Raw genomic sequence first — 14250 nt, forward strand, 5'->3', positions numbered from 1 at the left:
ACGACGCTCACCGGCGTCCCATGCCGTGATACGTCCATCCGGCCGCTCGCCAGGCCCCGGGGTCGAGGCAGTTGCGCCCGTCGATGACGATGCGTCCGCGCACGAGCCCTCCCGCATGCTCCGGGGTGAGGTCGCGGCGGTAGTCGTCCCACTCGGTGACGATCACGACGGCATCCGCCTCGCGCAGGGCGGTGTCGCGCTCCGGGGCGTACGAGAGCTGAGGGTGGGCCGCTCGCGCGTTGTCGACGGCGGCAGGATCGGTCACGACGACGTCGGCGCCGAGACCCCGCAATCGCACAGCCACGTCGAGAGCGGGGGAGTCGCGGATGTCGTCGCTGAACGGCTTGAAGGCGGCCCCGAGCACGGCCACCCTCTTGCCGAACACGAGCCCGCCGAGTGCGTCCACCACGAGCTGCACTGCGCGGTCGCGGCGGCGCATGTTGATGGCGTCGACTTCGTGCAGGAACCCCACCGACTCTCCGCGCCCCAGCTCCTCGGCGCGCGCGGCGAACGCGCGGATGTCCTTCGGCAGGCATCCGCCGCCGAAGCCGATGCCCGAGCCGAGGTAGCGCCGCCCGATGCGGTCGTCGTGCCCGAGGGCGTCGGCGAGCATCGCGACGTCGGCGCCCGCTGCCTCCGCGATCTCCGACATCGCGTTGATGAAGGAGATCTTCGTGGCGAGGAACGCGTTCGCCGCTCCCTTGACCAGCTCGGCGGTCGCGAGATCGGTGACGAGGAAGGGCACGCCGCGCTCGACCGCGGGGCCGTATGCCTCGCGCAGCAGCGCGGCGGCCGTCTCGCCGCCGGCATCGGCAGTCGTCCCCACGACGATGCGGTCGGGCTCGATCGTGTCGTGCACGGCCCATCCCTCGCGCAGGAACTCGGGGTTCCACGCGAGAGCGGCGCCGGTCGCCGAGACGCGTGCGGAGAGCCGTTCGGCGGTTCCCACGGGCACGGTGGACTTGCCCGCGACGACGTCTCCGCGGCGCAGGTGGGGGAGCAGCGCCTCGATCGCGGCGTCGACGTGACGCAGATCCGCGGCATGTCCGCCGGCGATCTGCGGGGTGCCCACGGCGAGGAAGTGCACGGCGGCCCCGGCCGCATCCGCGGCGCGTGTGCTGAACCGGAGGCGCCCTGACGCGATGCCGTCGCGGAGGAGGTCGTCGAGGCGGGGCTCGAAGAAGGGCGCCGATCCTTCTCGCAGCGTGGCGACCTTGCCCTCGTCGACGTCGATGCCGATCACCTCGTGTCCGATCGAGGCCATCGCGGCGGCGTGCACGGCGCCGAGGTAGCCGCAGCCGATGACTGACATGCGCATGGGAACACCCCACCGGATGCCGGTCACGCGGCGGCATCGCGGGTGTGAACGGCACATGGCCGGAGGATGACCGGTGCGGACTTCGACGATGCCGGCCGTGGCAATCGGAGGTGCCGCTGGTAGGGTGGGGGAGTCGGCGTGTGCCGACGCACAAGTTCACATCGACTCATGGAGCGATCGGCGGAGAAGCTGGTCCCCTGTGGTGGGTTCCCCGGCCGTCGTGTCGGGTGGCTTTCTACTGGTGGCCAGCGCAGGCGACACTCGCGGATGCCCGCGCGCCCGAACCCCGACCGTGCGCTCCTTCATGAACACGCTCGCGCGCCATACGGGCACGCGAGCTTAAACAAAGAAGGAGAGACCTCTTGGAAGGTCCTGAAATCACCGCCACCGAGGCCGTTCTCGACAACGGCCGCTTCGGCACCCGCACCATCCGCTTCGAGACCGGCCGCCTCGCGCAGCAGGCTCAGGGCGCTGTCGCCGCCTACCTGGACGGCGAGACCATGCTCCTCTCGGCGACGAGCGCGAGCAAGAACCCGCGCGAAGGGTTCGACTTCTTCCCGCTGACGGTCGACGTCGAGGAGCGTTCGTACGCCGCGGGCAAGATCCCCGGCTCGTTCTTCCGCCGCGAGGGCCGGCCCTCGACCGAGGCCATCCTCGTCTGCCGCCTGATCGACCGTCCGCTGCGCCCGTCGTTCGTCGACGGGCTCCGCAACGAGGTCCAGATCGTCATCACGGTGCTCTCGATCGCGCCCGGCGAGTTCTACGACGCCCTCGCGATCAACGCCGCGTCCGCGTCAACGCAGATCTCCGGTCTGCCGTTCTCCGGTCCGATCGCGGGTGTGCGTCTGGCCTTCATCCCCGGTCACGGCGAGCACGACGACCAGTGGGTCGCGTTCCCGAACGCCGAGCAGGTCGAGCAGGCCGTCTTCGACCTCGTCGTCGCCGGTCGCGTCGTCACGAAGGGCGACGGCACGGAGGACGTCGCGATCATGATGGTCGAGGCAGAGGCCACCGAGAACAGCTGGAACCTCATCAAGGCCGGCGCCACGAAGCCCAGCGAAGAGGTCGTCGCACAGGGCCTTGAGGCCGCCAAGCCGTTCATCGCGCAGCTCGTGAAGGCTCAGGCCGAGCTCGCGGCGACCGCGTCGAAGGAGCCGGGCGTCTACCCGGTCTTCCCGGCATACAGCCAGGAGGTCTACGACTTCGTCTCCGAGCGGGCGTACGCCGAGCTCAGCGACGTGTACCAGATCGCCGACAAGCAGGAGCGCCAGAACGCCGACGACGCGATCAAGGACCGCGTCAAGGCCGAGCTCATCGAGGCGACCGAGAACGGCACGCTTCCGGCCGCCGCTCCGCTCGAGTTCGCCGCAGCGTACAAGTCAGTGACGAAGAAGATCGTCCGTGGCCGCATCCTCACCGAGAACGTGCGCATCGACGGTCGCGGGCTCGCCGACATCCGTCCGCTGGACGCCGAGGTGCAGGTCATCCCGCGCGTGCACGGCTCGGCGATCTTCCAGCGCGGTGAGACGCAGATCCTGGGCGTCACCACGCTGAACATGCTCAAGATGGAGCAGCAGATCGACTCGCTGTCGCCCACGACGAGCAAGCGCTACATGCACCACTACAACTTCCCGCCCTACTCCACCGGTGAGACCGGCCGCGTCGGGTCGCCGAAGCGTCGCGAGATCGGGCACGGCTTCCTCGCCGAGCGCGCGCTCGTGCCGGTGCTGCCCAGCCGCGAGGAGTTCCCCTACGCGATCCGCCAGGTGTCCGAGGCCCTCGGCTCCAACGGTTCGACGTCGATGGGGTCGGTGTGCGCCTCCACTCTGTCGCTGCTGAACGCTGGTGTGCCGCTGCGCGCACCCGTCGCCGGCATCGCGATGGGCCTGGTGTCCGACGAGGTCGACGGTGAGACCCGCTACGCGGCGCTCACCGATATCCTCGGCGCCGAGGACGCGCTCGGCGACATGGACTTCAAGGTCGCCGGCACCAGCGAGTTCGTCACGGCAATCCAGCTCGACACCAAGCTCGACGGCATCCCCTCGTCGGTGCTGGCCGGTGCGCTGACCCAGGCGCGCGACGCCCGCCTGACGATCCTCGGCGTGCTGAACGCCGCGATCGACGCCCCCGACGAGATGGCGCCCACCGCGCCGCGCGTCATCAGCGTGCAGATCCCGGTCGACAAGATCGGCGAGCTCATCGGCCCGAAGGGCAAGACGATCAACGCGATCCAGGACGAGACCGGCGCGCAGATCTCCATCGAGGAGGACGGCACCGTCTACATCGGCGCGACCGACGGCCCTTCGGCCGAGGCCGCCCGCGCTCAGGTGAACGCGATCGCCAACCCGACCAACCCGGAGGTCGGCGAGCAGTTCCTCGGCACCGTCGTGAAGATCGCCACGTTCGGCGCCTTCATCTCGCTGCTGCCCGGCAAGGACGGCCTGCTGCACGTCACCGAGGTGCGCAAGCTCGCCGGTGGCAAGCGCGTCGAGAACGTCGAGGACGTGCTGTCGGTCGGTCAGAAGATCCTCGTGAAGATCACGAAGATCGACGACCGCGGCAAGCTCTCGCTCGAGCCCGTGCTCGATGACGCCCCGGCTGCCGACGCCGCGCCCGCGGAGGAGACCGCGGCCGAGTAAGCCCCGAACGACCGTGGCCCGGGACTCCTCTGCAGGGGAGTCCCGGGCTTCGTCGTCATGATGTGATCAAACCGTTATCGGAAGTTTCCGCGTCGTTCGGCGGATTGGTCGGGCAGTTCGCGGAAGTCGCATACCCTCGAAGTACGCACCGGGGGGTGCAGCACGCAGTGACGAGGTCGGAACGCACCGATCGACGCGGGGGTGAGGAAATGCGGTTGTTCAGCGTAGGCGCAGGAGCGTCCGCCGAGCGTGCGCAGAGCGAGTCGCCGGAGCACCCGTCGGCGCCCATCCCGATCGTCGGACCGGGAGTCGGCGAGAGCATCCGCGTCCCGCTCGGCGAGACCGGGTTCGAGACCTTCCCCCTCATGCTGGGCGCGGCGGAGTTCGGCTGGAACGTCGACCTCGAGACCAGTCACGGCATCCTCGACCGCTACGTCGATTTCGGGGGCAACGCCGTGCACACGGCCGACGGCTTCTCCGGCGGCCGCAGCGAGCACATCATCGGCCAGTGGCTGCGGTCGCGGGGCATGCGGGACCGCACGCTCCTCAGCGTGCGGGTGGGATCACATGCCGACAACCCCGGACTCGGCTCGGTGAACCTCGTCCGGGCCGTCGAGGGCTCCCTCACCCGACTGGGCGTCGACACGATCGACGTGCTGTACCTCGACGCGACCCTCGACGACGGCACCAACCTCGAAGACACCCTTGCCACCGTCGAGTGGCTGATCGAAGCGGGCAAGATCCGCGCGGTCGGCGCATTCGGCTTCGCGCCGGAGAAGCTGGTCGAGGCACGCATCCTGGCCTCCGCGGGGTATCCGCGCATCGAGGTCCTCGACGCACCGTACAACCTGGTCCGCCGTCTGCCCTTCGAGGGCGATCTGCGACTCGTGGCCGGGGCGCAGAACCTCGCCGTGACGCCCTCCCACGCCCTCGAGCATGGATTCCTCTCGGGCCGGCACAGGAGCAAGTCGCTCATGTCACAGGGAGTGCGGGGCGAGCAGCTGCGAACGCACCTCAACCGGCGCGGCATCAAGATCCTGCGTGCGCTCGATCAGGTCGCGACCGAGCTGGGAGTGCCGGTCGCGGCGGTGTCCATCGCATGGCTTCTTGCGCAGCGGACGATCGCGGCGCCGATCGTGAACGCGTTCGCCACCGATCACGTCGACGAGCTCATGCAGGGGGCCGGTGTCACGCTGACGAGAGCGCAGGTCGCCGATCTCACCAGGGCAGGCAACTGAGGGTCGGCGCTGCTCGGACTCCCGACCTGTATAGGGTGGAAGGGAGCCCGGCAGATGCTGGCGATGAAGCGAGCGAGTTGTGACGCATTACATATATCTGGTCAGACACGGTGAACATCAGGATGCGGAGCATGGCCTGACCGACGGGCCGCTGTCCCCGCGTGGTCAGCGGCAGGCCGAGCTGATCGCCGATCGGCTGTCCGGCCTCCCGCTCGACGCCGTCTGGCATTCGCCGCTGCTGCGCGCAAACGAGACGGCCCGAGCGATCGCCGCCCGGCTGCCGGCCGTTGATCCGGAACCGACCGCGCTGCTCTTCGATTGCGTTCCGACAGGGATGACCGAGGAGACGCCTGCGGCGTTCGAGCCGTTCTTCGGCGCCGTGACCGAGGCCGAGATCGAGGCGGGCAGGGCGCAGATGTCCGATGCCGTGAACGAGTTCCTCGTGCGCAAGACGGGCGAGGTGCATGAGGTGCTCATCACCCACAACTTCGTCATCTCCTGGTTCGTGCGCGAGGTCCTCGGAGCGCCCGAGTGGCGTTGGATGACCCTCAACCAGGCGCACTGCGGCCTGACGGTGATCGCACAGAAGCAGGGCCGTCCGTGGACGTTGCTGACCCACAACGACACGGGCCACCTGCCGGTCGAGCTTCGAACGGGCATCCCCGACGCCATGCCGGTCTGAGGCCGTCCTCGCGACGATCGCAGGCACCGCCACGCGGGCGGCGCAAAGCGCGGCGTGTCGCGGGAGAAATAGACTGGACACATGACCACCCAGGTAGCCCTCGTCGGCGGCACCGGCAAGCTCGGCACGATCATCGGCGCTGTGATCGAAGAGCTCGACGGTTTCGAGGTGGGGCGCGTCCTCACTTCTCGAAGCGAGCTTTCGGAGCTCGACGGAGCGGGGCTCGTCATCGATGCCTCGACGCCGCAGGTGAGCATCGACGTGGTGCGTGCGGCGGTCGAGCGCGGCATCAACGTGCTGGTGGCGACCTCGGGGTGGTCCGCCGAGCGCATCGCCCTGGTGCGTCCGCTCGTCGAAGCTGCGGGCACGGGCGCAGTCTTCATCCCCAACTTCTCACTCGGCTCGGTGCTCGGCTCCACCCTCGCTGCTGCTGCCGCGCCCTTCTTCCCCTCCGCGGAGATCGTCGAGGCCCACCACGAGACGAAGATCGACTCGCCCAGCGGTACGGCGGTGCGCACGGCGGAGCTCATCGCGGCCGCACGCTCGGAGCAGGGTCCGGTGAGCGCTCCGCACGCCGATCAGCGCGCACGCGGCCAGCAGGTAGGCAGCGTGCCCATCCACTCGCTCCGCCGCCCCGGCGTCATCGCGAAGCAGGAGGTCATCCTGTCCGGACCGGGGGAGTCGCTCACGTTCACGCATGACACGGTCGATCCCGCCCGTGCTTATGCGCCCGGCATCCGGCTCGCCGTGCCGTTCGCCGCGCAGGCCGCCGGCGTCGTGGTCGGACTGGAGAGCATGATCGACATCGGCATCCGCTCGTGATGTCCCGTGTCGGCGTCGCCCTCATGGCAGCGGCGCTCCTGGTGTATCTCGCCGTTGCGGTATGGCTCGCCGTGATGTTCTTCGCGGTCGGGACGCCTGTCTCGATCGGCATGGGCGTGGCCCTCGTGGTGCTCGCGCCGCTCGGGGCGTGGTCGCTGTTGCGTGAGATGCAGTTCGGCTTCGCTGCGGATCGCCTGGGACGCATCCTTGATGCGGAGGGCGGGATGCCGGAGGCCGAGACCGAGCTGACGCCGAGCGGCCGTCTCGCCCCGGCGGATGCGGGCCCGCTCGTCGCCCGCTATGAAGCCGCAGCGGACGCAGCTCCCAGGGACTGGCGCGCCCGCTACCGTCTCGGCGTGGTGCTGGATGCTGCGGGACGCCGCAAGGACGCCCGCCGCAGCATCCGCGAGGCGATCCGGCTCTCCCGCGCGTCAGCGTCGACGCGCTGAATCAAGCGAGGGTGGCTTCGAGGGTGATCTCGATGCCGGCGAGCGCCTGAGACACGGGGCAGCCGGTCTTCGCCTCGTTGGCGATCTCCTGGAACTTCTCAGGGCTGAGGCCGGGGACGACCGCGTTGACGTTGAGGTGGCTGCCCGTGATGCCCACGCCGGGCTTGAAGGTGACGGAGGCGCTCGTGTTCACCTTCTCGGGCGGGGTGCCGTTCTCCGCCAGTGCGTGCGACAGGGCCATGCTGAAGCAGGCCGAGTGCGCCGCAGCGATGAGCTCTTCCGGCGTGGTGGTCGTGTCGCTGCCCTCGCTGCGGGCCTTCCAGTCGATGGGGAAGGTGCCGAGGTTCGACGACGAGAAGGCGACGGTCCCCGAGCCCTCCGTGAGGGATCCGGTCCAGGTGCTGGTGGCTTCGCTGGTGACAGGCATGGTTCCTCCGGGTTTCTCGCGCTGCTCGAGCCGCAGCGTCGCGTCGTGGCCAGCCTATCCGGCGTCGCGTCGCGAAGGAACGCCGCGTCGTGAAGGAGCAGCGCCCGGAGGCCGACAGGTGCGTCAGGCGGCGGGAGCGGAGCGGCCGACGACGCCGGCGCGCTGCAGCAGCAGGTAGAGCTGGCAGCCGAGGCAGAAGCCGAACGCGGCGTTGAGGAAGGCGGCGATGAACGCTGCCGCGGTCGCGACCGGGAGCGCCCACGGGACGCCGGCGAGGTGCAGGACTACGCCGACTGCGACCACGACGAGTCCGACGCCCTGCGCGAACCGCGGGGGCCGCGGGTCCTCCAGCTCGGCGGGCGGCGCGAGCCTTGGCCGGACCACTCGGCGGAACAGCGCGCCCCAGGGCGCGGTGGCGGGAGAGGCGACGCTCCACAGGAACAGCAGCGCGATGACGACGGATACGAGGAAGCCGGGGTCGAGCACACGGTCGAGCACGCTCGCCGACGCGATATCCCAGCCGTCCGGACGGAACGTCGCGTCCGCCTTCGGCTGGTAGGCGGACCATCCGCCAACGGCACCGCCCCGTGCGGTCGAGATGCCGAGCAGGCCGAGGAAGGTCGCGACGAGCAGCAAGGCGGACGTGATCGCGGCCGCGAAACGGGGACCACGGGGATCGATGCCGGCGGGGGTGGTCATGTCGTCTCCTGACTCCGCCGCTCACACGGCGGCGATGGCCTCGTCGATGGCGTGCCGGTGGGGCACGCCATGGAACCGGGCACGAACGGCGCCTGACCGGTCGACGACGAAGGTCGTGGGGGTCTGCAGCACGCGGTATCGCGCGGAGAGGTCGGGGCGGTGCGTGAGGTCGACTTCGACGTGCTCCACTCCGTCGTGTCCTGTCGCGAGCTCGCCCAGCATCCGCCGCACCTGCGGGCACCGCGAGCACATCTCGGTGCTGAACTGCACCAGCGTTGCCCTCGGTGCGAGAGCCGTGCCGGCACCCCCGGCATCGAACCGGAGGTGCCCTCCGCCGCGGCGACGGCCGTCGAGCGCCCGGAGCAGCACGCCGCCGATGATGGCGAGCGCCAGGAGGGCGCCGGCGACAGCGAGAGCGGATGCGGGCGACATGCGTCGAGAGTACGACTCCGCGCGCACGCGGGGACGGCGTGTTTCGCAACATGACGGGAGCCCGCGGCGACGTGCGGAGGTAGTCTGGCTGTCATGAGCGAAGCCGTGCCGACTCCGTACGAAGACCTGCTGCGCGACGTGCTGGAGAACGGCACGCACAAGTCTGATCGCACGGGGACGGGCACCACGAGCGTGTTCGGGCGGCAGATCCGCTTCGACCTGTCGAAGGGCTTCCCCCTCATCACGACGAAGCGGGTGCACTTCAAGTCCATCGCGTACGAGCTGCTCTGGTTCCTCCGCGGAGACTCGAACGTGCGCTGGCTTCAAGAGCACGGCGTGACGATCTGGGACGAATGGGCGGATGCCGACGGAGACCTCGGCCCGGTCTACGGCGTGCAGTGGCGCTCGTGGCCCGCCCCGGACGGGCGCAGCATCGACCAGCTCTCCGAAGTGATCGAGCAGATCAGGGCGACCCCCGACTCCCGGCGTCTCATCGTGTCGGCGTGGAACCCGGCGGACATCCCCGACATGGCGCTCGCCCCGTGCCACGCGCTCTTCCAGTTCTACGTCGCCGACGGCAGGCTCTCGTGCCAGCTCTACCAGCGCAGTGCCGACCTGTTCCTCGGAGTTCCGTTCAACATCGCCTCCTACGCGCTGCTCACGCTGATGATCGCGCAGCAGGTGGGTCTCGAGCCCGGCGACTTCGTGTGGACGGGCGGCGACTGCCATATCTACGACAACCATGTGGATCAGGTGCGCGAGCAGCTCTCGCGCGATCCGTACCCGTACCCCACGCTGCGCTTCGCGCGCAGGCCCGCGTCGATCTTCGACTACGGCTACGAGGACTTCGTCGTGGAGGGATATCAGCACCACGCTCCGATCCGTGCGGCGGTGGCCGTATGACCTGGGTCGGGCTCATCTGGGCGCAGGCTCACGACGGTGTCATCGGGGCCGAAGGGGGCATGCCGTGGCACGTCCCGGAGGATCTGGCGCACTTCAAGGAGGTCACTCTCGGTGCGCCGGTCGTCATGGGCCGCAAGACCTGGGACTCCTTGCCGGAGAGGTTCCGGCCTCTTACCGGCCGCGAGAACATCGTCATCACCCGGAGTCAGGACTGGGCCGCAGAAGGCGCCCGGCGTGCGGCGACCGTGTCGGATGCCGTGCGCGGGCGCGACCGCGTATGGATCATCGGCGGAGCGGAGATCTTCCGCCAGGTGATCCAGGACGCCGACCGGCTCGAGGTCACGGAGCTCGACCTGGACGTGGCCGGCGACGCCTATGCGCCGCCGACGACCGGGTGGAGGCTCGTGGACGAGGGGGAGTGGCAGACCTCCCGCACCGGCATCCGCTACCGTTTCCTCGGATACGAGCGCTGACATGCCCACCGCCCTGATCACTGGCGCCAGCGCCGGTCTCGGCGCCGAGTTCGCACGCCAGCTGGCGCGACGTCGTGCCGACCTCGTGCTGGTCGCACGGTCACGAGAAGCGCTCGAGGAGCTCGCGGGCGAGCTGCGAGGCGAGCACGGCGTGGCCGTCGACGTGATCGTGGCCGATCTCGCCCGCGAAGACGATGTGGAGCGGGTCGCCGCGCGCCTGCGCGATTCGGGCGATCCTGTCGATCTGCTCGTCAACAACGCCGGCTTCGGGCTGCCCCTGCAGTTCGCCGACAACGACATCGATGACGAGGTGCGGCATCTGCGTGTGCACGTGGAGGCGTCCATGCGTCTCATGCACGCGGCGCTCCAGACGATGCGGGGGCGCGGCGGTCGCATCATCAACGTCGCGTCTGTCGCCGGCTTCATCTCGCGATCCACGTACTCGGCGTGCAAGAGCTGGCTGATCGGATTCAGCCGCTGGGCCAACGCCGAGTACGCCGGTGACGGCGTCTCGGTCACCGCGCTCTGCCCTGGATTCGTGCACACCACGTTCCACGCGCGCATGGGGCTGCAGGCCGGGCAGGAGGGCGTGCCCTCGGTTCTCTGGCTCCAGGCTCCCGATGTCGTGCGGGCAGGGCTGCGCGATGCGGCCCGCGGTGCACCGGTGTCCATCCCGTCGCTGCGCTACAAGGCGATCGTGGCGCTGACCGGGTTGCTCCCGCGCTCGTTCGTCGCCAGGGTCGCTCGGCGCGGACGCGTCTGACCGGCGCGCGGGCGCCGCGGCTAGCGGAGACGTCCGAGATGGATCGCCGCATACGCGAGCGCGGCGATGGTCTCGCCGTCCGTGATACGGCCGTCGGCGATCATGGTCATCACGTCGGCGAACGGCACCCACGCGACGCGTGAGATGCCCTCCTCCGCGCGGCTCTCCTCCGCTCCGCCGACGGCCGTCAGCCCTGTCGCGAGGAAGACGTGCTCCGGGGCATCGGCGATGCCGTTCAGGGCCGTCATGGTGCCGAGTCGCTGCCACCGGGCGGCCTCGAATCCCGTCTCCTCGAGAAGCTCCCGCCGAGCGGCCTGCTCCGGGTCCTCGCCGTCGCTTCCGCCTGCGGGCACCTCGATCGACTCGCCCACGGTGTAGCGGTCGACGGTGACGAGGCACACGCGGTCGCGCTCGTCGACGGCGACGACGAAGACCGCGGGATGCCGCATGGTCACGACACCGTAGATGCCGTCGCCCGCGGGGCCGGTCACGTCGTCCTCCCGCACCGAGATCCAGTTGTTCGCATAGACGGAGCGCGAGGCACGGGTGATCCATGGCATGCTCCGAGCCTACGCGCGCGCGGCGATCCGGCACGTCATCCTCACGCGACGTCGACGTGAGCGGCACGCGAAACGATACGCTTGGTGCATGACGCACTCGGGCAACCCCTTCGGACAGGTTCTCGTCGCGCTCGTCACTCCCATGACGGCCGACGGCGAAGTCGACTGGCCCGCCGTCGAGAAGCACATCGATGACGTCATCACCGCGGGTGCTGACGGCGTCGTCGTGACGGGAACGACCGGCGAGACCTCGACCCTGACGGACCCCGAGAAGCTCAAGCTCGTCGAGGTCGGCAAGTCCGTCTCGGCCGGACGGGCGAAGATCATCACGGGCGGCGGCTCCAACGAGACGGCCCACGCCATCGAGCTCTACAAGGCCAGCGAGAAGGCCGGCGCCGACGGCATCATGATCGTCACGCCGTACTACAACAAGCCAACGCAGGCAGGCATCCTCACGCACTTCCGCCTGGTGGCCGACGCGACCGATCTTCCGGTGATCCTTTACGACATCCCCGGACGCACGGGCGTGCCGATCAAGTACGAGACGATCCTGCGCCTCGCCAAGCACCCGAACATCCTCGCGGTCAAAGACGCCAAGGGCGACTTCAGCGAGGTCAGCCGCGTGCTCAATCAGACCGATCTGATGTACTTCTCCGGCGACGATGCGAACGTGCTCCCGCACCTCGCCATCGGCGCCACGGGGCTCATCGGCGTCACCGCCAACATCGCGGCGACCCCGTACCGCACGATCGTCGATGCGGTGAACCGCGGAGACCTCTCCACCGCCACGGCCGAGCACAAGCGGCTGGAGCCGCTCGTGCGGGCCGTGATGACGCACGTCCCGGGAACCGTGGCGGCGAAGTACATCCTGCACGGACTCGGACGCATCTCCAGCCCGCGCGTGCGACTGCCGCTGGTCGGACCGGAGGAGTGGGAGGCGGCGCTCATCGAGGACGAACTCGACCTGGTGAACGGCGTTCCCGGAGCCGATTTCTCGAACTTCCGCCCCGACCGCAACGCGGCCGCCGGCGGTGCCCTGCCGAAGGTGCACGGCACGACGCGCTGACGCGGCGGGCTGTGCCCGGCGTCAGCATGAACCGACGGACGCGTGGAGTGTCCGACTGAGGAGACACCAATGTCCATCCCCATCGCAGAACCCGCCGCGCTCGACGCGGGCACGCTGCGGATCACCCCGCTCGGCGGCCTCGGCGAGGTCGGCCGCAACATGACCATCTTCGAGTTCGACGGCAAGATCCTCGTCGTCGACTGCGGTGTGCTGTTCCCCGAGGAGCACCAGCCTGGTGTCGATCTGATCCTGCCCGACTTCGAGCCGATCAAGCACCGCCTCGACGACATCGTCGGCGTGGTGCTCACGCACGGGCACGAGGACCACATCGGTGCGGTGCCCTACCTGCTGAGGCTGAAGAGCGACATCCCGCTGATCGGCTCGGGGCTCACGCTGGCGCTGGTCGAGGCCAAGCTCAAGGAGCACCGGATCAAGGCCTTCACGCTCACCGTCACGGAGGGGCAGAAGGAGAGGGTCGGGCCTTTCGACCTCGAGTTCGTCGCGGTCAACCACTCGATCCCCGATGCGCTGGCCGTCGCCATCCGCACGCCGGCGGGACTCGTGCTGGCCACGGGCGATTTCAAGATGGACCAGCTCCCGCTCGACGGGCGCATCACCGACCTGCGCGCCTTCTCGCGACTGGGGGAGGAGGGGGTCGACCTCTTCCTCGTCGACTCGACGAACGCCGATGTGCCGGGGTTCACTCCGACCGAGCGGTCGATCGGACCGGTCCTCGACCAGGTGATCGGCAAGGCGCCGCGGCGGGTGATCGTCGCCAGCTTCTCCAGTCACGTGCACCGCGTGCAGCAGGTCATCGACGCGGCAGCCGCGCACGGCCGCCGCGTGGCGCTGCTCGGGCGGAGCATGGTACGCAACATGACGATCGCCGAAGAGCTCGGGTACCTCAAGGTGCCGGACGGCATCCTCATCGACTACAAGAAGGCGCGCGACCTTCCGGACGACCGGATCGTCTACATGTCCACGGGATCGCAGGGTGAGCCCATGGCCGTCCTCAGCCGGATGGCGAACCTCGACCACGCCATCGAGCCCGGGCCGGGCGACACCGTGATCCTCGCGTCGAGTCTGATCCCTGGCAACGAGAACGCCGTGTACCGGGTGATCGACGGTCTGACCAAGCTCGGCGCCAACGTCGTGCACAAGGCGAACGCCCGCGTGCACGTCTCCGGCCACGCGGCCGCCGGCGAGCTGCTGTACTGCTACAACATCCTCAAGCCCAAGAACGTGCTGCCCGTGCACGGCGAGTACCGGCACCTCATGGCCAATGCCAAGCTCGCCCAGGACACAGGCATCCCCGAAGAGCGGACGATCATCGCCTCGAACGGCACGGTCATCGATCTCAGGGACGGCGATGCCCGCGTCGCCGGTCAGCTCGACCTGGGCTTCGTGTACGTCGACGGCTCGACGGTCGGCGAGATCACGGATGCCGACCTCAAGGACCGAAGGATCCTCGGCGAAGAGGGCTTCGTCTCTGTCATCGTCGTGGTCGACGCGGCCACGGGGCGGATCATCTCCGGTCCCGAGATCCATGCGCGCGGCATCGCGGAGGACGATTCGGTCTTCGACGACGTCCGGCCGAAGATCGTCGCCGCGCTCAAGGAGGCGTCGGGCAACGGCGTGCGCGACACCCACGCACTCTCGCAGGTCGTCCGCCGCACCATCGGTCGCTGGGTCAACCAGAAGCTGCGCCGTCGGCCGATGATCGTGCCGCTCGTCATCGAAGCCTGACGACCGGCGTCGCCGACGCGTCGCGGCGGTCGA

The 14250-nt window shown here is 69.3% G+C and carries 15 protein-coding genes; 10 read left to right on the top strand and 5 right to left on the bottom strand.

The window, feature by feature from the left end; translation table 11 throughout:
• Positions 1–7: 7 nt before the first annotated feature.
• On the bottom strand, positions 8–1318 hold the full coding sequence (locus tag AB663_RS10690; RefSeq protein ID WP_067198769.1) for a UDP-glucose dehydrogenase family protein: 1311 nt from the start codon (positions 1316–1318) through the stop codon (positions 8–10).
• Positions 1319–1680: 362 nt separating this feature from the next.
• On the opposite strand from AB663_RS10690, the gene AB663_RS10695 reads away from it, so the two are divergent.
• From AB663_RS10695 to AB663_RS10715, 5 genes are all read left to right on the top strand, one after another.
• Complete coding sequence (locus AB663_RS10695; protein WP_067198771.1) at positions 1681–3957, top strand: polyribonucleotide nucleotidyltransferase; 2277 nt, start codon at positions 1681–1683, stop codon at positions 3955–3957.
• A gap of 209 nt (positions 3958–4166) precedes the next feature.
• The gene (locus AB663_RS10700) at positions 4167–5195 is read left to right on the top strand and encodes an aldo/keto reductase (RefSeq protein WP_067198773.1); all 1029 of its coding nucleotides are present in this window, start codon (positions 4167–4169) and stop codon (positions 5193–5195) included.
• 79 nt (positions 5196–5274) lie between these two features.
• The gene (locus AB663_RS10705; RefSeq protein ID WP_067198775.1) at positions 5275–5877 is read left to right on the top strand and encodes a histidine phosphatase family protein; all 603 of its coding nucleotides are present in this window, start codon (positions 5275–5277) and stop codon (positions 5875–5877) included.
• Positions 5878–5958: 81 nt separating this feature from the next.
• Positions 5959–6699, top strand: a complete 741-nt coding sequence (dapB, locus tag AB663_RS10710; protein WP_067198777.1) for a 4-hydroxy-tetrahydrodipicolinate reductase — start codon at positions 5959–5961, stop codon at positions 6697–6699.
• A complete protein-coding gene (locus AB663_RS10715) occupies positions 6699–7148 on the top strand; it encodes a hypothetical protein (RefSeq protein WP_067198779.1) in 450 nt (149 codons plus the stop codon). The genes dapB and AB663_RS10715 overlap by 1 nt, the downstream gene beginning before the upstream one ends.
• A gap of 1 nt (position 7149) precedes the next feature.
• Here AB663_RS10715 and AB663_RS10720 read toward each other — a convergent pair whose 3' ends face one another.
• The 3 genes from AB663_RS10720 to AB663_RS10730 form a co-directional block, all read right to left on the bottom strand.
• Positions 7150–7575 (bottom strand): OsmC family peroxiredoxin, encoded by a 426-nt coding sequence (locus AB663_RS10720; protein ID WP_067198781.1) that lies wholly within the window; start codon positions 7573–7575, stop codon positions 7150–7152.
• A gap of 123 nt (positions 7576–7698) precedes the next feature.
• On the bottom strand, positions 7699–8274 hold the full coding sequence (locus AB663_RS10725) for a DUF4395 domain-containing protein (protein ID WP_067198783.1): 576 nt from the start codon (positions 8272–8274) through the stop codon (positions 7699–7701).
• 21 nt (positions 8275–8295) lie between these two features.
• Positions 8296–8706 carry a thioredoxin family protein gene (locus tag AB663_RS10730; protein ID WP_067198785.1) on the bottom strand — a complete coding sequence of 137 codons (411 nt, stop codon included), beginning with the start codon at positions 8704–8706 and terminating at the stop codon, positions 8296–8298.
• A gap of 93 nt (positions 8707–8799) precedes the next feature.
• Here AB663_RS10730 and AB663_RS10735 point away from each other — a divergent pair, with 93 nt between their 5' ends.
• The 3 genes from AB663_RS10735 to AB663_RS10745 are packed head-to-tail and all read left to right on the top strand — an operon-like array spanning position 8800 to position 10845.
• Positions 8800–9609: a thymidylate synthase gene (locus AB663_RS10735; RefSeq protein WP_067198787.1), complete on the top strand. Its 810-nt coding sequence runs from the start codon at positions 8800–8802 to the stop codon at positions 9607–9609.
• Positions 9606–10082, top strand: coding sequence for a dihydrofolate reductase (locus AB663_RS10740; RefSeq protein WP_067198789.1), 477 nt, complete (start codon positions 9606–9608; stop codon positions 10080–10082). Before AB663_RS10735 ends, AB663_RS10740 begins: the two co-directional genes overlap by 4 nt.
• A gap of 1 nt (position 10083) precedes the next feature.
• Positions 10084–10845: an SDR family NAD(P)-dependent oxidoreductase gene (locus AB663_RS10745; protein ID WP_067198792.1), complete on the top strand. Its 762-nt coding sequence runs from the start codon at positions 10084–10086 to the stop codon at positions 10843–10845.
• Between the two features lie 20 nt (positions 10846–10865).
• Here AB663_RS10745 and AB663_RS10750 read toward each other — a convergent pair whose 3' ends face one another.
• Complete coding sequence (locus AB663_RS10750; protein WP_067198794.1) at positions 10866–11405, bottom strand: NUDIX domain-containing protein; 540 nt, start codon at positions 11403–11405, stop codon at positions 10866–10868.
• 88 nt (positions 11406–11493) lie between these two features.
• On the opposite strand from AB663_RS10750, the gene dapA reads away from it, so the two are divergent.
• Together dapA and AB663_RS10760 are read left to right on the top strand one after the other, a co-directional pair.
• Complete coding sequence (gene dapA, locus AB663_RS10755; protein ID WP_067198796.1) at positions 11494–12471, top strand: 4-hydroxy-tetrahydrodipicolinate synthase; 978 nt, start codon at positions 11494–11496, stop codon at positions 12469–12471.
• A gap of 69 nt (positions 12472–12540) precedes the next feature.
• A complete protein-coding gene (locus AB663_RS10760; RefSeq protein WP_067198798.1) occupies positions 12541–14217 on the top strand; it encodes a ribonuclease J in 1677 nt (558 codons plus the stop codon).
• The last annotated feature ends 33 nt before the right edge of the window (positions 14218–14250 follow it).

It is taken from the genome of Microbacterium sp. XT11, assembly GCF_001513675.1.
GTDB lineage: Bacteria > Actinomycetota > Actinomycetes > Actinomycetales > Microbacteriaceae > Microbacterium.

Bases quoted from the DNA above. Each gene is read 5' to 3' on its own strand.
- AB663_RS10750 (WP_067198794.1), bottom strand. From the start codon at position 11,405: ATGCCATGGATCACCCGTGCCTCGCGCTCCGTCTATGCGAACAACTGG.
- AB663_RS10700 (WP_067198773.1), top strand. From the start codon at position 4,167: ATGCGGTTGTTCAGCGTAGGCGCAGGAGCGTCCGCCGAGCGTGCGCAG.
- dapA (WP_067198796.1), top strand. From the start codon at position 11,494: ATGACGCACTCGGGCAACCCCTTCGGACAGGTTCTCGTCGCGCTCGTC.
- AB663_RS10740 (WP_067198789.1), top strand. From the start codon at position 9,606: ATGACCTGGGTCGGGCTCATCTGGGCGCAGGCTCACGACGGTGTCATC.
- AB663_RS10690 (WP_067198769.1), bottom strand. From the start codon at position 1,318: ATGCGCATGTCAGTCATCGGCTGCGGCTACCTCGGCGCCGTGCACGCC.
- AB663_RS10720 (WP_067198781.1), bottom strand. From the start codon at position 7,575: ATGCCTGTCACCAGCGAAGCCACCAGCACCTGGACCGGATCCCTCACG.
- AB663_RS10745 (WP_067198792.1), top strand. From the start codon at position 10,084: ATGCCCACCGCCCTGATCACTGGCGCCAGCGCCGGTCTCGGCGCCGAG.
- AB663_RS10730 (WP_067198785.1), bottom strand. From the start codon at position 8,706: ATGTCGCCCGCATCCGCTCTCGCTGTCGCCGGCGCCCTCCTGGCGCTC.
- dapB (WP_067198777.1), top strand. From the start codon at position 5,959: ATGACCACCCAGGTAGCCCTCGTCGGCGGCACCGGCAAGCTCGGCACG.
- AB663_RS10715 (WP_067198779.1), top strand. From the start codon at position 6,699: ATGTCCCGTGTCGGCGTCGCCCTCATGGCAGCGGCGCTCCTGGTGTAT.
- AB663_RS10735 (WP_067198787.1), top strand. From the start codon at position 8,800: ATGAGCGAAGCCGTGCCGACTCCGTACGAAGACCTGCTGCGCGACGTG.
- AB663_RS10725 (WP_067198783.1), bottom strand. From the start codon at position 8,274: ATGACCACCCCCGCCGGCATCGATCCCCGTGGTCCCCGTTTCGCGGCC.
- AB663_RS10760 (WP_067198798.1), top strand. From the start codon at position 12,541: ATGTCCATCCCCATCGCAGAACCCGCCGCGCTCGACGCGGGCACGCTG.